This window comes from Spiroplasma floricola 23-6 (assembly GCF_002813555.1).
Lineage (GTDB): Bacteria > Bacillota_I > Bacilli_A > Mycoplasmatales > Mycoplasmataceae > Spiroplasma_A > Spiroplasma_A floricola.
Window position 1 is genome coordinate 560,952 of record NZ_CP025057.1, and the last position, 24,974, is coordinate 585,925.

Annotated in this window: 21 protein-coding genes; 20 read left to right on the forward strand and 1 reads right to left on the reverse strand. The window is 22.7% G+C overall.

Annotated features, from left to right (window positions below; all coding sequences use genetic code 4):
• Positions 1-95 precede the first annotated feature (95 nt).
• The gene (locus tag SFLOR_RS02600) at positions 96-581 is read left to right on the forward strand and encodes a hypothetical protein (RefSeq protein WP_100916541.1); all 486 of its coding nucleotides are present in this window, start codon (positions 96-98) and stop codon (positions 579-581) included.
• A 58-nt stretch (positions 582-639) separates the two neighbouring features.
• Here SFLOR_RS02600 and SFLOR_RS02605 read toward each other — a convergent pair whose 3' ends face one another.
• Positions 640-1,287 carry a nitroreductase family protein gene (locus SFLOR_RS02605; RefSeq protein ID WP_100916542.1) on the reverse strand — a complete coding sequence of 216 codons (648 nt, stop codon included), beginning with the start codon at positions 1,285-1,287 and terminating at the stop codon, positions 640-642.
• A 275-nt stretch (positions 1,288-1,562) separates the two neighbouring features.
• On the opposite strand from SFLOR_RS02605, the gene SFLOR_RS02610 reads away from it, so the two are divergent.
• The 19 genes from SFLOR_RS02610 (at position 1,563) to SFLOR_RS02705 (ending at position 24,891) form a co-directional block, all read left to right on the forward strand.
• Positions 1,563-2,426 (forward strand): Cof-type HAD-IIB family hydrolase, encoded by an 864-nt coding sequence (locus tag SFLOR_RS02610; RefSeq protein ID WP_100916543.1) that lies wholly within the window; start codon positions 1,563-1,565, stop codon positions 2,424-2,426.
• Between the two features lie 19 nt (positions 2,427-2,445).
• Positions 2,446-3,483 (forward strand): oxidoreductase, encoded by a 1,038-nt coding sequence (locus tag SFLOR_RS02615; protein ID WP_100916544.1) that lies wholly within the window; start codon positions 2,446-2,448, stop codon positions 3,481-3,483.
• 352 nt (positions 3,484-3,835) lie between these two features.
• Positions 3,836-4,738, forward strand: a complete 903-nt coding sequence (locus SFLOR_RS02620; RefSeq protein ID WP_100916545.1) for a BspA family leucine-rich repeat surface protein — start codon at positions 3,836-3,838, stop codon at positions 4,736-4,738.
• A gap of 567 nt (positions 4,739-5,305) precedes the next feature.
• Positions 5,306-6,217 carry a type I phosphomannose isomerase catalytic subunit gene (locus tag SFLOR_RS02625; protein WP_100916546.1) on the forward strand — a complete coding sequence of 304 codons (912 nt, stop codon included), beginning with the start codon at positions 5,306-5,308 and terminating at the stop codon, positions 6,215-6,217.
• 94 nt (positions 6,218-6,311) lie between these two features.
• On the forward strand, positions 6,312-8,792 hold the full coding sequence (locus tag SFLOR_RS02630; protein ID WP_100916547.1) for a fructose-specific PTS transporter subunit EIIC: 2,481 nt from the start codon (positions 6,312-6,314) through the stop codon (positions 8,790-8,792).
• A gap of 208 nt (positions 8,793-9,000) precedes the next feature.
• Positions 9,001-9,825 carry a MurR/RpiR family transcriptional regulator gene (locus SFLOR_RS02635; protein ID WP_100916548.1) on the forward strand — a complete coding sequence of 275 codons (825 nt, stop codon included), beginning with the start codon at positions 9,001-9,003 and terminating at the stop codon, positions 9,823-9,825.
• A gap of 70 nt (positions 9,826-9,895) precedes the next feature.
• Complete coding sequence (locus SFLOR_RS02640) at positions 9,896-11,551, forward strand: PTS transporter subunit EIIC (protein ID WP_100916549.1); 1,656 nt, start codon at positions 9,896-9,898, stop codon at positions 11,549-11,551.
• Between the two features lie 3 nt (positions 11,552-11,554).
• A complete protein-coding gene (locus tag SFLOR_RS02645; RefSeq protein WP_100916550.1) occupies positions 11,555-12,733 on the forward strand; it encodes an aminotransferase class I/II-fold pyridoxal phosphate-dependent enzyme in 1,179 nt (392 codons plus the stop codon).
• Positions 12,734-12,749: 16 nt separating this feature from the next.
• Positions 12,750-13,124, forward strand: coding sequence for a Rid family detoxifying hydrolase (locus SFLOR_RS02650; protein ID WP_100916551.1), 375 nt, complete (start codon positions 12,750-12,752; stop codon positions 13,122-13,124).
• Between the two features lie 263 nt (positions 13,125-13,387).
• Complete coding sequence (locus SFLOR_RS02655; RefSeq protein WP_100916552.1) at positions 13,388-14,023, forward strand: ATP-binding cassette domain-containing protein; 636 nt, start codon at positions 13,388-13,390, stop codon at positions 14,021-14,023.
• A complete protein-coding gene (locus SFLOR_RS05860; protein ID WP_157806935.1) occupies positions 13,986-14,141 on the forward strand; it encodes a hypothetical protein in 156 nt (51 codons plus the stop codon). The genes SFLOR_RS02655 and SFLOR_RS05860 overlap by 38 nt, the downstream gene beginning before the upstream one ends.
• Positions 14,131-15,663, forward strand: coding sequence for an ABC-2 family transporter permease (locus tag SFLOR_RS02660; RefSeq protein ID WP_100916553.1), 1,533 nt, complete (start codon positions 14,131-14,133; stop codon positions 15,661-15,663). Before SFLOR_RS05860 ends, SFLOR_RS02660 begins: the two co-directional genes overlap by 11 nt.
• 1,179 nt (positions 15,664-16,842) lie before the next feature.
• Complete coding sequence (locus tag SFLOR_RS06165; protein ID WP_425443404.1) at positions 16,843-17,088, forward strand: ROK family protein; 246 nt, start codon at positions 16,843-16,845, stop codon at positions 17,086-17,088.
• Between the two features lie 1,452 nt (positions 17,089-18,540).
• Positions 18,541-20,265, forward strand: coding sequence for a hypothetical protein (locus tag SFLOR_RS02680; RefSeq protein ID WP_100916557.1), 1,725 nt, complete (start codon positions 18,541-18,543; stop codon positions 20,263-20,265).
• Positions 20,266-20,757: an ATP-binding cassette domain-containing protein gene (locus SFLOR_RS02685; protein ID WP_100916558.1), complete on the forward strand. Its 492-nt coding sequence runs from the start codon at positions 20,266-20,268 to the stop codon at positions 20,755-20,757. It abuts the gene before it with no gap.
• Positions 20,758-20,769: 12 nt separating this feature from the next.
• Positions 20,770-21,198, forward strand: coding sequence for an ATP-binding cassette domain-containing protein (locus SFLOR_RS02690; RefSeq protein WP_100916559.1), 429 nt, complete (start codon positions 20,770-20,772; stop codon positions 21,196-21,198).
• A 27-nt stretch (positions 21,199-21,225) separates the two neighbouring features.
• Positions 21,226-22,980 (forward strand): hypothetical protein, encoded by a 1,755-nt coding sequence (locus tag SFLOR_RS02695; RefSeq protein ID WP_100916560.1) that lies wholly within the window; start codon positions 21,226-21,228, stop codon positions 22,978-22,980.
• A 299-nt stretch (positions 22,981-23,279) separates the two neighbouring features.
• Complete coding sequence (locus SFLOR_RS02700; RefSeq protein ID WP_100916561.1) at positions 23,280-23,990, forward strand: ABC transporter ATP-binding protein; 711 nt, start codon at positions 23,280-23,282, stop codon at positions 23,988-23,990.
• The gene (locus tag SFLOR_RS02705; RefSeq protein ID WP_100916562.1) at positions 23,983-24,891 is read left to right on the forward strand and encodes an ABC transporter permease; all 909 of its coding nucleotides are present in this window, start codon (positions 23,983-23,985) and stop codon (positions 24,889-24,891) included. Before SFLOR_RS02700 ends, SFLOR_RS02705 begins: the two co-directional genes overlap by 8 nt.
• The last annotated feature ends 83 nt before the right edge of the window (positions 24,892-24,974 follow it).

The window sequence follows — 24,974 nt, forward strand, 5'->3', positions numbered from 1 at the left end:
TTTAAATCTAATAAAAATGAAATAAGGTATAAAAAACATTAATAAGATATCGATAAAAATAATGGAAAGAATATTAAAAAGTGAGGTGTTATAATATGAATAGTAAGAACATTATATTGTGTTTTTCTAAAGAAAACTATGAAATAAAGGGTTCTATGACACTAGATGAATTCAAAAGGTACATGAATTTGCTTCCAAAAGAAGAAGCAATTAAGATAGGAAAAGCAATGAGAAAAGATGTTAATGAATATTTAAGTTTGGTCCCTAAAAGAGAAAGAAAAATTATAGAAAAATCTGTTGGACAACTTAATCCAATAATTGATATTGAGCAAAATGATTGAAAAGAAAAATATTTAGAAGAAAAAAATAAAAGAGAAAAATTAGAAAAAGAATTCAATGAATTTAAAATTGAAGTAAAGCAACTCATAACTGAATTAAGACAAGAAATTAAAATTTTAAGACAAGAAAATCAACAATTGAAACAAGAAAATCAACAGTTAAGAAAAGAAGTTCAAATATTAAGAGAGAAAGTAAATTATTACGATAAGAAATATAATAATGAATGTTTTTCTAAAATTTAATTAAAAAATAAAAATAATATTGAACAAAAAAGGACCTTGTACTTTTAAGGTCCTTTTTTTACTTAACTATTTTATATGCCTTTTCTGCAGGTCTTCTTGTTTTTTTAAAGGAATGGTGAAATTCTTGATTAGTATCAACTTTACCAATAAACATTCCTACTAATACTTTTTCATTTTCTAAATCAATTAGTTTATGATTTGCAAGTATTTTAGCAACACCTTGTTCATCAAATCCTTCACTTGGACAAACATCTAATCCTAATTCCTGAGCAGTATTTAATACAGTTCCTAATGAAATGTATGCTTGTCTTGAAACTCATTCATCTCTTGACATTTCTAATGTAGAAAGAACATGGTCTGATCCAGAAATCATAGTTTTTCTAATTTCTTCAAATTCATTAGGAATATTTCTTTCTGTTTGTTCTTTAAAATGTATTTTTTTTAAGTATTTTTCTTTAAAACCAATTCAAATAATAATTGCAGAAGATTGTGTTACACCAACTTGATTTCATCAAGCAGGTTTAATTTCTTCTTTTATTTTTTGATTTTCAATTAATATTGCTCTAAATGGTTCCATACCAAATGAGCTTGGAGCAAGTCTAATTGATTCTAATAATTCAACTTTTTGCTCATCAGTTAATTTGAAATCTTCCACATATCTTTTTGCAGAAATACGATTATTTAAAAATTCTAAACTTTTTGTCATTTTTATTTTTTCTTTCTATCATTAAAAGATTATATTTAAATAATAAAAAACTTTTGAACTTAAAAAGCCAAATTAAATTTTTTATATTTTTATTTTTTTTCGGTAATTAAACCATTTATCTTTTAACATTTAATTTTTTTAGTAAGTAGTATAAATATTTTTTCTATTTATATTACTTAATTATTATAAACTAAATATGGACAATAATATATTTTTTAAGTCTAAATATTTATAGTTTTCAAGTTAGAATATTATTATAACAAGGAGTTAGAATAGTGAAAGATATTAAAAGCATAGCAGCCACTGATATGGATGGCACAATTATTTATGAATGAGATAGAATTAGTGAAGAAAACAAAAAGCAATTATTAAAGTTTCAAAAAAAATCAAATAAGAGTTTAACACTAGTAACAGGAAGAAATTATTTTATGGCAGATTTTGCAGCAAAAGAATTAGATATCGCTTTGCCTGTAATTTGCTCAAATGGAGCATCAGTTATTAATCCAAAAACTTTTGAATATGTAGCTAAAAATCATTTTTCAAAAGAAGAAATAAAAGAGCTTTTAGAGCATTTTTTAGATACAAATATTGATATTTGTATCTCAAATGATTTTAGAACTCATTATATAAAAGAAGATGATTGACAAGATTTATTAATGGGAAATCAAAGCTCAATTGATTTTTCTCATTTTCCAAATGCTCAAGTGTTGTTTAAATATGATAATTTAGAACATTTAATCAAAACAGGATTAGATCATGATGAAAGTTTTCCAGTTATTGTGGCAAACACACAAACTGAACAAGAATTAAAAATGGTATTAGAACTTGTTAAAAAATATAATTTACTAGCATTGGAATTTCCAAAAGAGGGAAGCTGTAGAGTTGAAATATTTAAAAATGGAGTTACTAAAAGTTGAGGATTAAATGCGCTTTTAGATCATGTTGGTTTAACAAAAGAAAATATTCACGTATTTGGTGACGAACACAATGATTATCCGATGTTTAAAGATTTTCCAAATTGTTATGCAATAGGAAATGCAATTGAAGGTATTAAAGATTTAGCAAAAGAAGTTATTGATACAGTTCAAAATGCTGGTGTTGGAAAAAAATTAAATGAAATGATAGAAGAGTTTCAATAGAAATTTATAAGGGTAAAAAATGAAATTAAATGATAAGTTTTTTTTGATTGAAAATAAACAATCTAGAAATAGAATAGTTTTAGCTCCAATGGACAGTCAAGTTGCAATTGATGGATTTGTCAATGATATACATATACAACATTATGGAGCAAGAGCATATGGTGGGGTTGGAACAATCATTGTTGAAGGAAGTGCAGTTACAAGTGAAGGCAGATATAGGGAAAAAAGTTTAGGTATTTGAAAAGATGAACATATTGAAGGATTGAAAAGACTTGTAAATATTGCTCATTCTGGGGGAAGTGTTATAGGAATTCAATTGTTTCATGGTGGAGCAAAATCGCAATTAAAAGAACAAACTAAAAGTATTAATAATTATTTTGATTTTTTAAATCAAAGGAATTTAAAAATACTTGATTTAAAAGAGTTTTATGAAATTTGTGATGAGTTTGTAAAAGCTGCCAATAGAGCAAAACAAGCTGGTTTTGATTTTGTAGAAGTTCATATTGGAGATGGAGTTTTACTTTCAAATTTATTGATAGAAGAGTTAAATACAATAATTACTTCAAAAGATATTGAAAAAAGAATTGAACCAATTGTCTATATTTTAAAAAGTATTAAAGAAAATATTGACATTCGTGTGGGAGTAAGAATTTCAGTTAATGATGAAAATCCTGATGGAATTAAAGTAACAGATTATAAACAAATTATCTCTTTAATTGAACCTTACATATCTTATTTACATGTAAGTGGAGGAGATATTCTTTCAAAAAGAAAATCAACAATTGGTGCTGAAAATAAAGTTAAATTGCATAGATTAAACTATTCAGCTCAATTAATTGATTATACAAAACTGCCAATAATCACTTGTGGCAATTATGATTCAAAAGATGAAGTAAAACAAGCTTTAGAAAAATCAATTAGTGCTGTTGCAATTGGAAGAGCACTAATAGCTAATGCAAATTTTGTTATGACAAACTTGTTAGAACCAAATGAAATAGATGAAAGTTATCATTGAAATAACAATCCTTGATATAAACACCAAGATTTTTATAAGTAGTTGCTTTTAATTAAAATTAAAAATTAGATAATAAGATATTAATATATAAAGTGCAATTGAGTAGTTTCAACTCATGAAGGTATTAAAAAAATGATATGGTTTTGCTTATGTAAACAGAGATGAATTTAGTTTAAAAGATTTAAAAAGATATAGAAAAAAATAGTTTTTTTGATATAAAAATCTAATTGAAACAAATGAAAGTGAATTATAATTAATAATTAAATAAATTATTTGAGTAAAATATTTTTATGCTTATAAAATATTTTACTTTTTTTTATTATATATAAAAAATATTTATTAAGTTTTTTACATATAATAAAATATTTTAGAAAAGAAAAAAAAGGAATAAAATATGAAAAAAATATTGTCAATTTTAACTACTTTTATATTAATAACACCAACTGTCTCATCTGTCTTTAGTTGTCAAAAACTAAATCCCTCAAAACCTGAAACTATTCCACCAGTTGAGAAAGTTTCAAGTAGAAAAACTATTTATATAGATAGTAATGGTTTAAAACAAGAAACTGAAGAGTTAGATTTTTTAAATATAGATGCCAAAGAAATTCTTGAATTAGGTTTTAGTAAATATGGAGAAACAGTTAGAAATTTTCAAGGAAATAAAGTTCCTAAAGAATTACCAAAGCAAGTAAATTCATTGTTTAGTTTTTTGGCTCTAAATAAAAATTTAATAATTGAGAATTTAGAAGATTGAGACACATCTAATATAACTTCTATGAGTCAAACTTTTCGTGATGCAACAAATTTTAATACAGATATATCAAAGTGAAATACATCAAATGTAACGGACATGAATGAAATGTTTTATGAATGTAAAAAAATAAACTTCTCAATTAAAAATTGAGATACATCAAAAGTAAAAAGTATGAGTTCAATGTTTCAAGGCGCTAATATAGCTAAACAAGATTTATCAAATTGAAATACATCAAATGTAAAAAATATGAGTGGTATGTTTTTAAAAGCTCAAAATTTTAATCAAGATATTGGAAATTGAAATACATCAAATGTAACAAATATGAGGTCTATGTTTTATGAAGCACAAAGTTTTAATCAAGACATTGGAAATTGAAATACATCAAATGTAATGGATATGAATAGTATGTTTAAAAACTCACCAAAATTTAATCAAGATATTAGTAAATGAAACATTAATAAAGTTACTTTACATGATGATTTTGATTTTACAGCAAATAGGCAATGAATAAAAGCATATAAACCTAAATTTGAAAGAAACTAATTAGTTGAAGTAGTTTTAATTAAACAAAAAAATAGAGTATAGATCTCTATTTTTTTATTTTCTTAATTAATATCTGCTATATTTTTTGAGAAGTATGGCACATATTTATTAGATAAACAACAAATAGAATTAGTCTTTTTATTTTTTTATAAAAGTTTGTAAAGTTGTTTTTAATAAGAATAAAATAAATAATAGAGAAATTACTAGAAGTATATCTTTTAACTATTAATTGAACTTTATTAAATTAGCAAGAAAGTGATATTGGAACATAATATACAAGTAGAATTTATTTTCAAAAATTTGATATTAATTTAAGTTTAAAATGAAAAGTTGAATATAGATCTAAGTTTAAAAAATTTGTAAATATATAAATAAAAAAATAGATAAATAACATTAGCAAAGTAATGTGATAAATACATTTTATTAATCTAATACTTTTTCTATTTCATTCTAATTAAAATTTTTATTATCTAAAAAATATAATAATTTTTATAAAATTTCTAATAGTTATTTAATAGTAATATCATTGTTTTTGTTTTATAATGACTAATGAAAAGGATAAAAAAGATGAATAAAATAATTAAGTTATCTCCATTTTTCTCAGAAAGAATTTGAGGAGGAGAAAGATTAAAAGAATTTGGATTTAATATTCCAAATAATAAAATAGGGGAAGCATGACTTATTTCAACACTTGAAAATGGAATGTCATATTTGAAAAAAGAAAATATATCTTTTAAAGATTATTTTGAAGCTAATAGAGATAAATTTGGACTTACTAATAATCAAGAGTTTCCATTATTGACAAAAATAATTACTGCAAATGATTATCTTTCAGTTCAAGTTCATCCAAATGATGAATATGCTAAAACTCATCATAACTCTCTTGGAAAACCAGAAAGCTGATATGTTTTAGATTGTCCTGAAAATGCTAAATTAATTTATGGACATAATGCAAAGACTTTAAAGGAATTTGAAAATTATGTTTCAAAAGGTGAATGAAATAAACTACTTAAAGAAGTAGAAATTCAGAAGGGTGATTTTCTTTATGTAGAACCTGGAAAAATTCATGCTATTACTCCAGGAGTAATAATTTATGAATTGCAAAGATCAAGTGACATAACTTACAGACTTTATGATTATGATAGAGTTGATGATAAAGGAATCTCAAGAGAATTGCACATAAAAGAAAGTTTGTCAAATGTTTCTATTCCTGATACTAAAGAAGTTATTATTAAAAATTCAAAAGATTTAAAATTTAAATGTGATTTTTTCTCAGTTGAAAAAATTAACTCTATTAGTAATCAAAAAACAATTTGAAAGAATTTTAAAAATAATAAATGATTTCAATTAACAATAATAAAAGGAAATTGTACTATTAACAATATTGATTTTAAAATTGGAGAATCAGCAATATGCATTGATAATTTAAAACAATTGGAAATTTTAGGTGATGCAGAAATCTTAATATCTTGATTATAAAAACATTTTACTTATTATAAATGTTTTTTTTTTTTTTTTTACTTGATCATTTTTTGAAATTAGTTAGAAAATATTTTAGAAAGGAAACAGATAAATGGAAAATATTTATAAAGAAAAACTAATCTTTTTGAATTTAGATTTAAATTCAAAAGATGAAATTTTAAGATATATATGTAATAAAGCAAAAGAATTTGAATATGTATCAGATTCACAATCTTTATTAGAGTCTTTTTATCAAAGAGAGAAGGAAGGAACTACTGGATTTGAAGATGGATTTGCTATACCTCATGCAAAAATAAAAGGTATTAATCAAGCTTTTATAATTTGTGTAAGAACAGTTAATGGTGTTGAATGAGAATCATTGGATGGAAAACCAACACAGGTAATTATTGCTTTAATTATTCCTGAAAATGCTTCAGTTGAACATTTAGAAATTTTAAGTGCAACTGCTAAAAAATTGATGAGTTCAGAGTTAAGAGAAAAACTAAAAACTGTTGAAACTTCAAAAGAATTTGCAAAAGCTTTAAAAGTTGAGATTAAAAAACCAATAGCAACAAAAGAAACTTTAGCAATAAATGGTTATAAAGGAAAAAATATTGTTGCTATCACAGCTTGTGTTGTTGGTGTTGCTCACACTTATATGGCAGAAGATAAACTTATCAATGAACTTTCTAAAATTGGAGCAAATATAAGAGTTGAAACTCAAGGAAGTAAAGGAGTTGGAACTGAACTAACTGAAAAAGAAATTGCCAATGCAGATGTTGTTATTATTGCAGCAGATACAAAAGTAAATTTGCAAAGATTTAATGGTAAGCTAGTTTATTCAACTCACGTTGCAAGAGCAATTAAAGAACCTTTAAAAGTTTTAGAAGATGCTTTTGCAAAAGGTACAATTCAATCAAATGTTGAATTTAAAAATGACAAATCAATGAATAAGCAAAAAGAAGGTGTCTTACAACATATTTTTGCAGGTATTTCTTATATGATTCCTGTAATAATTGGAGGGGGAATTTGTCTTGCATTTTCTATAGGTCTAGCAAAAGCAATTTGAGGACCAGAAGCAAGAACTTCAGGACCATTAGATATAAATGGAAAACCTTTATATCCTTGGAATCCTTTAGCAGTAATGGACAAAATTGGAGGAGCTGCATTTACTCTAATGATTCCAATACTAGCAGGTTTCATTGCTAATTCTATTGCTGGTCGAGCAGCAATAGCTCCAGCAATGTTGGGAGCATTTATTGGAAATAATGCAACTTACTTTATGCCATTGCCTGGAATGCCCAATATTCAAACTCCAACAGGATTTGTTGGAGCAATCTTATCAGGTTTATTGGTTGGCTATTATGTTAGATGAGTTAATACTTGAAAGGTACACAAATCTTTAAAAGCAGCAATGCCAATATTTTTTATACCTTTAACAGCAGGAATAGGAATTTCAGTATTGTTTATCTATTTAATTGGAGGACCAATTGGATATGTAATGCAACAATTATCTAATGTTATTAAAGGGGGATATGAAAATCCTAACTTTGGAGTTGGTTTAGGTATTGCTTTAGGAATATTAATTGGTGCAATGGCATCATTTGATATGGGAGGACCAATTAACAAAATTGCTTTTGTAACTTGTACAATGTTAATTGATTCAGGTATTTACTATCCAATGGGAACAATGGCAGCAGCAATTCCTGTTGCACCATTAGGAATGGGATTAAGTACAATCTTATTTAAACGTTTCTTTAATAAAGAAGAAAAAGGATTAGGAATAGCTGCTATGATTATGGGAACTATTGGTATATCAGAGGGTGCAATTCCATTTGCAATTCGTGATCCAAAAAGAGCAATTGCTGCAAATATTGCTGGGGGAGTTGTTGCAGGAGCAATTGCAGGAGCATTTAAAATTCAAGACTTGGCAGGTCATGGAGGACCAATTGTTGCAATTTTAGGAGCAGTTCCATATGGATGACAAACTGCAGTATTCTTTTTAGCAGTTACATCTGGTGTTGCAGTTACAACTTCACTTTATGGACTAATGTTAATTTCAAGTAAAGGAACAATAGGTTCTTTAAAAGAAACACATGCAAATCATATTGAAAAACTTATTGAAGAGAAAAGTTCTCAAAAAAGAGATATCAATGATCAAATTAGAGTTTTAAGATCAACTATTAAAGTGTCAAAAAGTGAACAAGAAAAAAATGAAACACTTGTTAAAATTGAGAAATTAAAAAGTCAAAAAACTGATATATCAAAAAATACAAAAGAAAAAATTATAAAAGCAATTGAAATATTTGATCAACTTAAAAAATTTGAAAAAGATTATGTAAATCAAAATAAAGAACATACTAAAAACTTTATTAGAGCACAAAAAGAGCAAAAAATGATTTCTTTGAAAAATAAATTTATGAGTAAATCAAAAGAGTTAACTACTCTAGATCATTATGATAAAAAAATATATTTAGAGAGTTATTCAAAATCTGTTGAAGAAATTAAAGAAAATTATCAAGAGTCAATATTAAATTATCAAATTAAACTAAGAAAAAAGTTTACAAATGAATATAATGAAAAAGTGAAATAAATAAAATTTATTAAGCCAAATAATTGAATTTGGTTTTTTTAATTTTAATATAAAAATTTAATTCTACTTTAGTAAAAGAAGAAAGTAAATTACTTTTTAACAATAAAAAATATATTAAAGTCAAACTAATTTTTAAAAGATACTCTCTCTACTGTTAAAATTTTATTGAAAGTTTTTTTGCTAATTAAAAAAACAAAAGAGGAAGAAAATGGATGAATTAAAAATATACAATACTCTTAGAGAAATTGCGTTTAAAAATAATGTTGATATCAATTCTCACATTGCAAATTGAATTTTAAAAAATACTGAAAAAATAAAAAATATTAATTTAGAAACTATTGCAAAAAAAACAAATACATCTAAACCATCAATTATTAGATTTTGTAATAAACTAGGTCTTTCAGGATATAGTGAATTAAAATATCAATTATCTAAATTTAAAAAAAGTAGTTTGAGTTTGAATGAACAATTTAATTTTCAAAAAGAGTTAATTAAAGAAAATAATCATTATTTAAAGTATTTAGAAATAAAAAATAATTCTTCTAATTTAACTCTTGAGAAATATATTTTAAAAGAAAATGAAATAAAAAAATTTTTAAAAAAATTAGAGAAAGCAAAAACTATTTATGTTTTTGGTATGAATCTTGCATATAACATATCAAGAAATTTTGTTCAAAGAATAAGATGATTAAATAAAACTGTTATTCAAGAAAGAGATTTGAATTCAATAGAATCATATGTAGAACAAATAGATCAAAATGATATTGTAATAATTTTAAGCTTAAGTGGAAGTAGTAAACATTTAATTGATATTGTAAAAAAACTTGAAAGTAAAACTTTTATGTTTGGAATATTAGGAGAAAAAGGTGAGATTAATAAATATTGTGACTTATTTATAGATCTTCCAAATCTTGAAGAAAATATTTGAGATTCATTTTCTATAAGAGGTCAATGCTTAATTCAAATTTTAGACTATTTATATTTAGATTTTACAAATTATTTATTAGTAAAAGTACAAAGTGATTTACTTTAGTACACGATAGGCTCATAGTAACATAACGACTTTTAAATTTAAGTAATATATTTTTGAAAGGAGAGTTATTATGAAACATATTTTTTCAAAAAAGAGGGATGAAAAAAAAGAGAATGAAAAAGAAAGTAAAAAATTAAAAACTAAAAAGTCAAAAAATAGTTTGCTTAGCAAGTTTCAAAAATTGGGAAGAACATTTATGTTACCAATTGCTGTTATGGCATTTTGTGGTATTTTTTTAGGAATTGGCGCTTCTTTAACATCAGAAGCTACATTGACACAAATGCCTTGATTAAAAACAAGAGGGTTATTTGACTTTTTTGTATTTTTAAAATTAATAGGAAATATTGGTTTTACATTTTTACCTTTTATGTTTGCCATGGCAATACCATTAGGTTTAGCATCTGACAATCAAGGTGTTGCTGCACTAAGTGGTTTTTTAGGTTATGCAACAATGTTATTTAGTATAAATTTTACAATCAACATTTTTCCTTCAAGTTGATTACAAGAAGGAACTTTTATTGGAAGAACTACAAAAGAAATATTGGGTATTCAAACAATGGATATTGGTGTTTTAGGAGCTATTTTTGTAGGTCTTATAATATATAAATTACATGAAAAATTTCAATACATAAATTTACCAAATGCAATTTCATTTTGAGGGGGAACTAGATTTGTTCCTATAATATCAATACTTTTATTTTCAGTTTTAGCACTTCCAGCAACTTTCTTTTGACCAGCAATTGCACAATTGCTAGCATGAGTTGGATTGGTAGTTCAAAAGATAGGAGTGTTTGGTCCATTTCTATATAGGTTTACTGAAAGTTTAGTAAGACCTACAGGAATTCACCATGTTATAAATTCAATTATTAGATATACTGAAGCTGGTGGATCATGACAAAATCCTGTTAATAATGAAATAGTTTATGGAGCATTAAATATTTTTTATGAACAGTTAAAATATAATCAACCTATTTCAGCTGAAGCTACAAGATTTTTAAGTCAAGGGTATATGCCAACTGTAATGTTTGGTTTGCCAATGGCAGGATTAGCAATTTACTTACTTGCACAAAAAGAACAAAAGCCAATGGTTAAATCAATTATTGTACCTGGAATAGTTGCAAGCGTTGTTGGGGGAATAACCGAACCAATTGAATTCTTATTCTTATTTGTAGCACCAATGCTTTATTTAATTCATTGTTTTTTTATAGGTATGGCATATTTATTTGTCGCGTTACTCCAAGTTAAAATAGGAAATACGGATGGCAATATAATTGACTTTATTGTCTTTGGTGTAATTCAAGGTTTAAATACAAAGTGATACTACATATTAGTTATTGGATCAATTTGAGGATTTCTATATTTTAATTTATTTTACTTCTACATAAAATTAAGAAATGTACAAATAATTGGAAGAACAGAACTTACACCAGAAGAAAAAGAAAGTATTGTTCAAAAAGTTGATAAAAACAAAGTTAATGATTTTGATAAAGTAGCTGAAAAATATTTACACCTGTTAGGTGGAAAAGAAAATATTGAGAGCTTAAACAATTGTTATACTAGATTAAGAATTACTTTAAAAGAAACTAAACAGATTCAACAAGAAGATGTAAAAAAACTTGGAGCAATAGCTATTAAATATATTGATGAGTTAAATATTCAAATAATTATTGGACCAAGAGTTGAGAAATTAAAAAATGAAATAGCGAAATTAATGAAAAGTGGGTAGCTTATGAATAATTTTAATAAAATTATAAATAGAAAAAAGAATAAGGAAAGAAAATGATCAAGTGAATATTTAGAAAATAATTATTCAATTGATTTTTCTAAAAAAATTTATAACTTATCAATAGCAGATTTGGATTTTGAAACACCAAAATCTATTGTAAAAGCAATTTTTAAAAGAGCTAAAAGAAAAACTTATAGTTACACATATCAAGAAGAAAGTTCAATACTTTCAATAATTAATTGATACAATAAGGTTCACAATATTTTTTTAAAAAAAGAACTTATTAAACTAGTGCATGGTACAGTTAATGCAATGTTTGAAACAGTTAAGTGTTTTACAAATATAAATGATGCAGTACTTATTCAATCTCCAATATATCAACCTTTTGAAAGATCAATTATAAAAACTAAAAGAAAAGTTATTTATAATCGTTTAGTTTATAAGAATAATAATTATTTTGTAAACTTTGAAGAGTTTGAAAAACAAATTAAAGAAAATGAAATAAAACTATTTTTATGATGTAATCCTCACAATCCTGGTGGGAGAGTTTGAAATAATGAAGAGATAGAAAAGATTATAGAAATTTGTAATAAGTATAAGATTCTAATTTTTTCAGATGAAGTTCATGGGGATTTAACTTTAGAAAAAGAACACAACTCAATATTAAAATATAGAAATCAAATTAATAACTTTATAGTTTGCAATTCACCAAATAAAGCATTTAACTTGGGAGGATTAAAAGGATCTTACATGATTTGTTCAAATAATGAAATTATGAAAAAAATATTAACTCAATATGAAAATGATTCTTTAACTTCTTCAAATGTTTTTTTTCAACCAGCTTTAATTGCAGCTTATTCAAATGAGTATAGTTTTAAGTGATTGTTAAAATTAAAAAAATACATTTTATCTAATTATTTATTTTTCAAAAATGAACTTAAAAATTTTGATAATGTTAAAATAATGGAAATGGATGCATCATATTTGCTATGAATAAACTTAAAAACGCAAACAAATTGAGATGAAATTAAAACTATATTTTTAAAGAAAAATATGATTTTAAATTTTTATAATGAATTTGCAGATTGTGAGCAAGGCTGATTAAGAATTAACATAGCTATAAGCAAAAAACAATTAAAAGAAGTTACTAAAAAGTTTAAAGAAATTATTAAAAATTTATAGAAGGGAAGAATAATTTATGAAAGTAATAAATACATTAAAAGCACCAAAAGCAATAGGACCATATAGTCAAGCAATATTAACAGATGATAATTTTCTTTATTTATCTGGTCAATTAGGTTTAAATTCTGAAACTATGCAATTAGAAGAGGGAATTGAACTTCAAACTAAAATAGCATTAGATAATATTAATGAAATTTTAACTGAAGCTGATTTTATAAAAAATAATGTAATTAAGGTATTAATCTTTTTAAAAGACATAAATAATTTTGCAAAAGTTAATGAAATATATGAAAACTTCTTTAAAGATCATAAACCTGCTAGAAGTGCTATTGAAGTATCAAATCTACCTAAAAATGGTTTAATTGAAATAGAAGTAATTGCAAAAAAATAGATTAAGTTTTAAAGAATAGTAAATAAAATTAAGATTTTATAAGAAAATAGTATTAATGAATAAATTAATGCTATTTTTTTATGAAATTTTATGGATAAAAGAGCAAACAAAATAAAAACTTGTTAAAAGACTAGATTTCTTTACAAAATTATGTAAAATAAAAGTGTAGTTTTAAAAAGAATATTATTCAAAAATAATGAAAAAATTGAATAGATTACTTGTAATTTTAAAAATAACAAAGATAGAACTAGGTGTATTAATACATGTTACAAATAATTAAATTAAATAATATATCAAAAAAATTTGATAACAAACAAGTTTTAAAGGATATAAATATCGAAATACAAAATAATAAAATTTATGGTCTTTTAGGTAATAATGGTGTTGGAAAAACAACCTTAGTTAAGCTAATTTTCAATGAATTGAACTATGACACTGGAGAAATAATATATTTTAAAGATAATAAGCAATCTGAAATTGATTATGGTGAATGATATTATTTTTTAAAGAGTGGGAATTTACCTCAAGAAATTAAGGTTAAAGCTTACATTGAATATATTAAAAATTTAAATAATATATCTAAAAAAAGTTTTGAAGCTAAATATAATGAAGTAATTAAATTAATTGACGTTTCAGCATGATTAAAATTAAAAGTAGCTGATCTTTCAGCTGGACAAAAAAAGATCTTATTGCTTTTTATTTGTCTAATTTTAAAACCTAAGGTTTTATTTTTAGATGAACCAACAGCTAACGTAGATATACAAACAAAAAAAATGATGATAGAAACAATTGAAGCATTAAAAAAAACAAGGAATCATTATAGTTGTTATTACACATTTAGTAGATGAAGTAGAGCACATTTTGGATCATATATTTATTCTTGAAGAGGGAGTTATTAAAATAGATCAACCTTATAAATTAGAAGAAAATGGCAGATTAAAAGAACTATTTGAGTTACATACAAGCAAAACAATCAGTAAAAAAACAGAAATGGAAAATTATTTAAATGAAAAATAATAAATCAATAAATTTATTTAAAACGGTTTTACTAAATCAAATTAAAAATCGAAAGCTAATAATTTTAACATTAGTTTCCTTTTTTCTTTTAATACTTATAGATTCAATTTCAATTTACTTGGTTTTAGCATTTAATGATTATTCTCAACTTATACTAATTAATAAATTAATTATTGCTACTAGTTCTGTTTTAATTGCTTTGCTAGTTTTAATACATTGTTCACATCTTTTTATTTTACAAAAAAATGAAGGTTTATGAAAAATAGATTTAAACTTTGGTTACTCAGAAAAAAGTATTTTTCTATCAAGAATTTTATTATCATATTTTTTAATTTTAGTTTTAATTATTTCAAAGTTATTAATAAATTTAATTATTTATCTTTCAATTAATAAATACGATAGTTTATGAGCATATCAATTTTTTATAACTCCATTTGGATGATATAGTATATTTGCTTTTTTCATTCCAATTGTAGTTTTAGTATTCAGTGTTTTAATAAAATCAAGTATTTCAATGGTTGCTTCTACTTCATTTACAATATTTATCTTATTATTGCCACTGCTTACTATATTTTTTTCAGTTTTAACATCAACAACTGATTTTAATAAAAATCAAGCATTTAGTGATGCTTTAAAAAATCAAATTTTTTATAATATTAAAAAACAAATTGACAGAGATGATTTAAGTACAACTATTTATAATGAAAATTACACAAAAAGATATATAGAAAGTAACGGTCAAATAGAAGCTTTTATTATGTCAGGTTATGATGAAAAACAAATTAATTCTGATAAAGAATATTGAAAATTTATAAATGCTGTTGAATCACAAATAGATGCTAATCAACGTGATTTGCTTTCTTGAAATCAAATTCAAGAATGATCAAATAAAACTGTTTTGATTAAAGAAACTCCAGGTAAAATATTTGATAAAATAAATTTCAATTTTGATAGTAAATATGGAAATATATTGAATGCATATAAACAATTTATTTTAAATTGAAATATTTGAAGAAATATAAATGAAGAAAATCCAAAATCAGGTATTTTATTAAATCCAATAAACAAATATAAAATTGAAGCTAAAACAACAGCAACAAAATTTATGTTTAGAAAATCTTTTGAATCAATGTTATTTAATGTTTATGAAGTTATGCAAGTTGCTTTAGAAACAAACAGTAGAAATGGTATTGCTATTGCTAATCCAATAGTTACACTTCAACAAAAACAAAAATCTTATTTAATTTCAAATTTATTAAACCCAATAAGTCATTTTAATTTAATGTTTAATTCAATTAATTATCAAAAAAATAATACATTTTTAGATTATTATAATTATCACTCAATATTCTATGCTAAAACATATAATTCAAAAGTAGTTGGTAAAAAAGGGGAATTATATTTAGTTAACAAAATAAAACCATTATTAGATGTTTTATTTATATATTTATTTTATTTTGCAATAGGTTCTTTAATAATAGTATTAATGTATAAAAAATGAAAGCGATCATTAAAAAAATAATAAAAGCTTACTATTCTAATTAAATACTTCATAAAATTCTTGAATTAAAAAATATTTCAGAATTTTATGAAGTATTTTTATTTAGTATTTCTAAATTTTTAAGATTAGTTTTGAATTAATATTTTTCAATTAAAATGGGAATTAATTAAAAAGATTAATAAATAAAATTTAAGAGTAAAAAAGAAATTCTAAATATTATAGTTATTGGTTCAATAAGTCTATAAAATATTTTTAAGCTACTAAAAGTATTTTACTTTTACTTCACTCATAGTTCATAAAATTTAATTAAGAGGAAGAGAATATGAAATATGAGCAAAAATGAATTTTTAGAACTATACTATAAAAAGATTAAAATTAGGTATATACTGTTTGGTATGCTAAATATTTTCATATTTATTGCTTTATTAATAATAACAATAGTTTTTTAAAAAAAATGAGATTTTAAACACTTGGGAAGTTTTAAAGTTTGCATGACTTTTTTCTTAATAATAAACTGATTTTTTACTATTATTTTTTTTAATAGTTTTTGGATTAATAAATGCGTGAAGAATAAAGAATGGAACTGATGAAAAAAAGGAATTAGGTTATAAATATTTTCTATCACTTTTTACTAGCGTAGAAAAAATAAAGATTATTTATCCCAAAACAAATGAAATATTATCTTTAGAAATTTTTATAAGTATAACATTTAACTCTTTTGCACTATATTATGACTTATTTCTTATTTAATTATTTTTATATTAATAAAAATAATCTTTATTCCTTTTGAAATGAAAATAAATAAGGAAATAAGAAATATAAAAATAGAAGAAGAAGGAATTGAAAGTAAATATATAAATAAAAAAAATTTAAAAATTAAATAATAAATTCTGAGTATTACAATTACTTTCAAAAATAGAAATAATATAAATTATTAAATTATATTATTTAGAGAATAAATATTTTTGAAATAAATTAAAAAAATTTTCATAAAAATTTAATTTCATAAAAATGAAAGAGGTAAAAAAATGAATTTATGCTTTGATTTAGGGGGAATGTCTTTAAAAATATTGTTATATTAAAAATAATAAAATTGTTTTTAAAGACTTTATAAAATTTCAAGGCTTTGTTACTGGAGATTATGTTTTAAATTTAATAATGAAATTAGTATAAGATAATCTTAATAAAAATATTGAAAATATCTGCATTTCAAATTCAGGAGTTATTAATTCGGGTATTGGTGAAATAACTGGCTTGTCGGCTATTATAGATTTACATAAAATTAATTTTAAAACTAGTCTCTTTAAAAAATACAAAATTCCTGTTTTTATAGAGAATGACTCAAACTGTGCAGCTTTAGCTGAATTAAAATTAGGAAATGCAAAATATGCTAAAAACTCTGTAGTTATTTTAATAGGTTGGAATAGGGTGTTCCTTAATAATTAATAAAAAAATTTTTAAAGGATCTTTTTTAGGCTTTGGAAAATTAGGTTGTATTTTAAACAGTTTTAAAAATGAAGAATATATAAATTGATCATATGCTGCAAGTATGAATTTTTTTAGAAAAAAATATTTTAGTTTAACAGCTAATGATATAAGTAGTAAAAAATTTATGAAAATTATTATAAAGATTTAATAGCAAAAGAAGTGATTACAGAGTAAATTACGAGTCTTGCTATTTTAATATTAAATTTGTAATTTATAATGGATCCAAAACTTATTGTTTATAGAATTATTAGAAGAAATTATATTTTTTATTTATCAAATCTGGACTGAAAAGAAACATGAAGTTAAAGAATGCTTGTTTTTTAACGATTCCCATTTATCAGGTACCAATGAATTAGGCAAATTATAGTTAGCAAAATATAAAATAAGTAAGTATATTATTTTAATACAAAAAGACTTTTTAAAACATAAAAATATTTTTATGAAAAAACTTAAAAATATATTATATTTTTAAGTTGAATTTAAAAAGTACTTTTTTAGTTTCTTTGAATACAATAATTTTAGGTTCTTACTATATATTTTATTTTAAGAAACATATTAAAAAAAAACCGAAAAAATTGTGATAATATTTTGATTAAATTATATATTTCAATCAAATGTATATGGTCTTAAATTTATATAGCTAAAAATAAAAAAAGTATTTTTAGAATTATTAATTTTAAAAAAAGACTATATTTTTAAAAAAATTTTGTATAAAAATAGAAACTAGTTATTTTTCAAAATATGAATTAGTAACAAAACTTAAAATAAAACATTTTTGACAATATATATGGATTAGAATTTTTTTTTTTTTTTTAAAAAAAAAAAAAAAAGAATGAAAAGCAAGATGAATAATTTTTTTCACTTATTAACAGCTTCAATTTTTATTATAAGTTTAAGTATTATAACATCTTTTCAAAAAAAGAGTTAGAAATAACTATTTAGTAGTAAATGACTTTGAGTCGAAAAAAATTAAACATTTAATTTATAAGAAGGCGGAAGAAAACTTTAATGAATACCATTCAAATTTTACTTACTAATTTAATTCAAGTAACCTCAACAAAAAAATTTAATAAATTTTTAAATAAACAAATGTTAATCAAAAAAATCTGTGAGGAAGAAATTTGATCAGATAATAACAAAACTAATTTTATTAGTAATCTTAAGCAAATTTTTAGGGATAATAAAGTTCAAAAAAAAATAAATAATATTTTGGAAATGAATGAGAAATAATATTATGAGAAATTTAAATTTTTTAAAGGGAATGAAAAATAAATATAGAGAAGAAAAAAATATTTATTTTCTTTTTAAAAAAATATTTTCAATTAAAAATTATTTAAAAGTAAATATAAATTTATTTTTAATATTAAAATATAGCAATACAATTAGTTTGGAACAATACTACATAAACTGATGGTAAAAGTAAGACGTATTATCTCTTCAGGAGTAATAATTAAATTTACAATAAAATTAATTATTAAAGAGAAAACATATCTAGCTATAAATATTTTTTCACTATTATTATCTGCTGCTTTTTTAACTTATTTTTTAACTATTAATAATAATGAAAAATTAGTTATAATGTTTGATTACTATGCTTTATTTTATTTATTTATTTTAATGTTTATGTTGTGCTTAAGATTAGTATTTTTTATTTTTATAAACAAAAGAGATGATAAGACGTTACAAATTATAATCTCACATCAAGTCAAAAGAACTAAGTTATTTTTATTTCAAATAATAACTATTCTTATATTAGTCACTATAAACATAATTATTAATTACTTATTAATTAATACTATCTATAGTTTAATTAGATGAGATATTAATTTTGTACTTTTAAGAATATCAAGTGTTTACTTCTTTTATGTTTTTATTAGTTGTATTTTTTTAATAAACTTTTTTTTACTAATGTCTTTAATTGCCGGTCAACAATTTTTAGCAATTATTGCAACATTTATATTGTCATTGAGTTTCATAAGTAATTTACCATTACAATTTTTATTAAAAGATATTGAAAATAAAAATATTACAATGCGAAGTAATAATTATGGTCAAACAACAATGAAAGTTAATGAGATGTATGATTCCTATAATCTTAGAAATCATGCACTTAATAAAAAAAATAAATATCCAAATTTAAGTTATGATATTTTTAATTTTTTTATAGAAAGTTCCTTTAGAACTTCTACATTCGAAGAAAACAAAAACAAAGAATTAAGAATTAATTTTTTAAAGAGTAAAGGCATCGTTGTAGAAAAACCTGTTGCAGTTGAATTAAAAACTCCAACTAGAATGGCAACTGCATATTCAAGATCATTGCTTAGTCCTTGAGTAGGATCTAATGTTACTTTTAAAACTTCTCTTAAATATAGATTTTTAAGTATTGAGGAGTTAAAAGAAAAATATCCAGATGATTTATTTATAAAAGAATTTATTGAATTTACAAATTACATAAATAGTATTTATGCTAATTTTCAATCTCAGTTTTATTCTCTTTTTGAGCATTTTATTATTTTAGATAATAATAATATTGCTACAAGTTATATTAAAAATGAGCAAACTGGACAAAGTCTAATATTTGATCCTGAATATTTAATTGATATTTATCAGAATTATTTCAATTTAAATCAAAACAAATTATCTCTTGACAAAACTACAGCACTAGATGTATTAATTACAGAAACAATTAATTTTCCTACAATGTTGAGTGTTAGAATTCTAGAAGACTATTTTTTAAGATACACAAGCAATCTTGTTATATTAGATGATAGTGTCATTATAACTACTTCAGCTGATTGAGAAGATTATAAAAATGTAACTTCCTTGTATGGTGGGTTCTTTCATGCTAATCTTATTTCCAATATGTTACTTAACTATTCTTATTATGGGGGTAGAGCATTTGATGAAATATGATTTGAACCTGATAGTACAAGTAAAATTTTCTTTAATAAACAAAACAATCTTTTTATAAGTCATATCTTTTATACTTTTAAATTAGATTCAACTTATAAAATAACTTATGATACATACAATAATTATTTAGAACCATATTTCTATATATTAGTTCAAATAGTTATATGTACAGTTAACTTTTTTATAGCAAGAAGAAAATTCAATAGAATGGATTTGGCATAAATGATAGATCAAAAACCTGTAATAACTTTTAAAGACTATTTAAAAAAATTTAAAAATTCTAAAATTGGACCACTAACTTTTGAAATTCAAAGTAGTAAAATCACAGCATTACTTGGTAGTAGTGGTAGTGGAAAAACAGTTATTATAAATACACTTTTAGGAATAATAAGAAAATATAAAGGCGATATAGTTTTAAACGATATAAATCGAAAGGCATATAGTTACTATAAAGCCAATTACAATGTTGGTTTTTATACACAAATGGATTTTTCGCTATATGAAGTTACAGCATATGAGTTTTTATTAGATATTTGTTTAATGCTTGGTCTTTATAAAAAAGAGTATAAAAAAAGAATTGAGTATTGAATGAAGTATTTTGATTTATGAGAATCAAAAGATAAAAAAATTAAAAATTACTCATGGGGTATGAAAAATAGAATGAATTTAATTTTATGTTTCATAAAAGAACCTTCAATAATTATTTTAGATTAACCCGGAGCAAATTTGGACTCTTATTGAAGAGAAAAAATAAAAAAGATCTTAACTAAATTTAAAAATGAAGGAAAAACTATAATAATTACTGTTCATAATATTGATGAAATAAATGAGATAATTGATGATTATTTAATTATTGATAAAGGACAATTAGTTTTTTCAGGTTCAAAAGTTGAATTAGATATATATTCAAAATATAAAATCTTTATTACAAAAAAATATGATGTAAATAAATTTAGACTTTTTTTGAAACAAAATAATATTAAATCATTTAAATATGATGAGGATGAAAACTCATTAGTAATATCAATTAGCAATTATAAAGAATTAAATTATATAGTTCTTTATTTAATAAAAAATAATTTACCTTTAAAGAATCTTATAAAATTGCCAATAAATATGGAATCAATTTATAAAGCTTTAGATGATAAAAATTAAAACAACTTTTTAGAAAAGAGGGTAAAAATGAAAAAAATATTAACACTACTTTCAGGATTGACTATATTTTCAGCTCCAATAACAACTGTTATTTCTTGTAGAACAACTCCTGTTGATCCACCTCCAACTACTGAAGAAGACGATTATGCGAAGTTAATTCAGGAATTAACTCAAGATGTTAGAGATATTTATAATAATCATTATGCACAAGTAATTTCAAATCTAATTGGTGTTCCATCAACAGAAATTTCAAATGAATTTTTAAGAGAAGAAAATATAAAAGCAAATTCTGGTAAAGAGTCAGAAATAACTGATAAACAAAGACTTGCAATAACAAATGATTTTAATAAAATCATGAGAACTAATGAGTTATTTGCAGAGTTTAGAAAAATGACAGAAAAAGATAAATATAAAATTTTATTTTACGATATAGAAACTATTTCTGAAATTACAATTAATTTTGATACTTTAAAAATTAATAATGGACATATAGAAGAAAATAATATTTGAATGGGAAATGTTCAATTTGATTTTAAAGTTATAATTAATTATAATAATGGAATTACTAATAATACAGAAGCTTTAACTTTAAATGAAACATTTGCATATTCTTCAACAGAAAGTGATGCTTTTAAACAAGGTACTGATAACTTTCTTGAAAATATAACAAGAGATTATTATACTTCAAATGATGCTATCGAATATACAGATTTATTTTATAACAAAATAGCTCCAAATGGAGAACCTCAAGATGCTTATTCAGGTTATTATGAAAATTATATTAAAGATTTTTATAATAAAGATGAAGAATTTAAAAATAATCTAACAAATTTTATTAGCAATAAATATTTTTCAAGTATTCAAAGTCTACCTTTAATTTTTTCACAAGATGGCATTTACCAAGAAATTAATAAAGTAAATAATATGGAAAAAAAATTAAATCCAATTGAATATACTTATGATGTAAACAATACTCAAAATGATGCTTGATTTTTATTTAATTCTATATTTAAATTAGATCCAAATTCACTAGAAGCTTCTAACATAATAAATGATAAATATTTACTTAAAAATAAAAATGACTTTGAAAGTGATTATTTAATAAAACAAGAAGAATTTTTAAAGGAAAAAGATATAGAACTTACTAGTGAAATTTCAGATCGTAAAGGATATAAAAATGCAATTTCAATGGATATAGTTTCTTTAAATGGACTTTCTATAAAAGTTGGAGGAGGTTCTTCATCAGTTTATGAACACCGTTTACCAAAATTTGATTTACTTATTAATTATTCAGCAAATGATCAAACAGGAAAATTAGATGTTGATGATTTAAATACTTTTATAAAACATGAAATTAAATCATTTAGAAATATTTTTGGTATTGAAAGTTCACAAATGGGAGATCCTAAAAAATTAATGACTATAACTAATACTAATGAATTTTTTGATTCTTGAATTGGAGAATTTGTACAAAATAGTGCAGTTCCAAAAAAAGGTATAAATGTACTTCTTAATTTAACAGGATCTTTGAACACTATTACTAATAATATAACTAATTTTGGAATTGGAATGAGAAGTAAATTACTATTAGAGTCAAAAAGTGATCAATATAGATTTGCTTTTGTAAATGGCGAAGGTCCGAAATTTTTAGAAGAAACTACAGAAAGTTATACTGGTTTTGCTACTCGTAAAAATTCAAACACTCCTATATCAGATGCTAAAAACATTTATTATTATTATGCAGATTGAGATATAAAAGGAAAAAATTTAAGATTACTATAATGAAATATGAACTGAATTAATTTACTTTTTGATGTTACTTCAATGTTTTCTTATGATAAAGTAAATAATCCAAATATAGCTTGAATTGATTTTAATCGTATTCCTAGTAATATTAAATAAGGAAATAAAAAAGAATATTTAAAATATTCTTTTTTATTTCCTTAAAAATATAAAAGTTTTTAAAATCTTTAAAATTTTATTCTTATAAGTAATTTTATTCATTTTTAAAAAAATAATAAAGAATATGTATTTTTTGTTATCATATATGTTATATTTAAATGAATTAAAGGAGAAGAAAAATGCAAACATTAATTGACATTAAAAATGTATCAAAGAGCTTTGGCAAAAAAGTAATATTTAAAAACTTTGATCTAAAAATTGAAGAAGGTCAAAGAGTTGCACTAATGGGAGCAAATGGTTGCGGTAAAACAACTTTAGTTGAAATGATAGCTCAATTTAGTAAGCCTGATTCAGGAGATATCAAAATCAATTTAACTGAAAATATTAAACAAGAAATAGGAATTCAATTACAAGAAGGAAATTGACCTACTGGTATAACAGCACAAAATATGTTAGATTTTTATAAATTTGTTTACCCAAAATTTACAAAAGAATGAGAAACTAAATTAAAGGAAGTTTTTGAAATTGATGAGTTTATAAACAGACCTCTTAAAAAATTAAGTGGTGGACAAAGACAACGATTTAATGCTATGATATCAATTATGAACAATCCAAAAATAATAATTCTTGATGAATTAACAACAGGATTGGATATGGAATTACAGTTTAAAATTATTGATTTTTTTAAAAAAAATACAAAAGAATTTAAACAAACTTTATTGCTAGTTTCACATCATCCTGAAGAAGTTGAAGAAATGTGCAATAGACTAATAATTATTAAAGATAGTAAAATTTGATATGATGATTCAGTTGAAAATACAGTTAAAAAATATGAATCTGTAAGAAAATTAATGAATAAATTCTTTAAAGGAGAGAAATATAATGACTAAAACTGAAAAGAAAAATAAATTTGAAGTTAAAAAACAAATTAGTATTTTTAATAACTTATCATTATTACTTTATAAATCTTTTATAAAAGAACCAAAATCAATAATTTTTATGATTTTTGTTCCAATATTTTTTAATATTATGTTTTTCTTTATAATGGGAGCTAAAATTCAAGGAGAAAAATATGGTGCATTATTTGGTTATACATTATTACCTTGTTTAACATGCTTAACTTTATTAGCTCCTGCTGTTGTTGAATGAAAAAACTCTGTATTTCTAAAAAGAATTGATATTACAGGAATTAGAAAATCAATGTTTATTGGAGCTCTTTGATTTGTTTATCTAATTGCGGGAATAGTAGCTTTCTTTTTAATGATGATATTTAATTTAATTTTTTCACAAATACATAAATTAGTTTCATCAAGTGATGCATTAAGCTTTGCACAACTTTTAGGAAAAGTAAATTGAGGTTATATGCTATTGTCTATGATTTTAATTACATTAACATCAATTGCTCTTGCAACATTTTTTGGTGGACTATTTAGTTCAGTTGGTTCAATGCAAGGAATGATAATGATGATATATTTCTTTAGTATTTTCTTATCAGGAATAATGTTACCTCCAGAAGCATTTGAATCAAGTAAAGGAATGATAATCTTTACATATTTTATACCTCATAAGTATGGTGTATTCTTATTTTTATATGCAACAAGAGGTTGAAGTGATAAAGGATGAGAAAGTGGATTTAATAATCACTATAAAAATCCAATGCAACCAATTTCAGAAGAGTTTATTGGAAAAGATTTTACAGCAACATGACAGCCAATACTTGGAGCAGTATTAATACTTGCTGCAATATTTGCACTTACAACATTTACTTTTAAATGATCAGCTAAAAAATAATTAAAAAACATTTACTTTAAGTAAATGTTTTTGTCTTTTAAATATAAAAATACAAAATTTATAGATATTTTTTTGTAATTCTT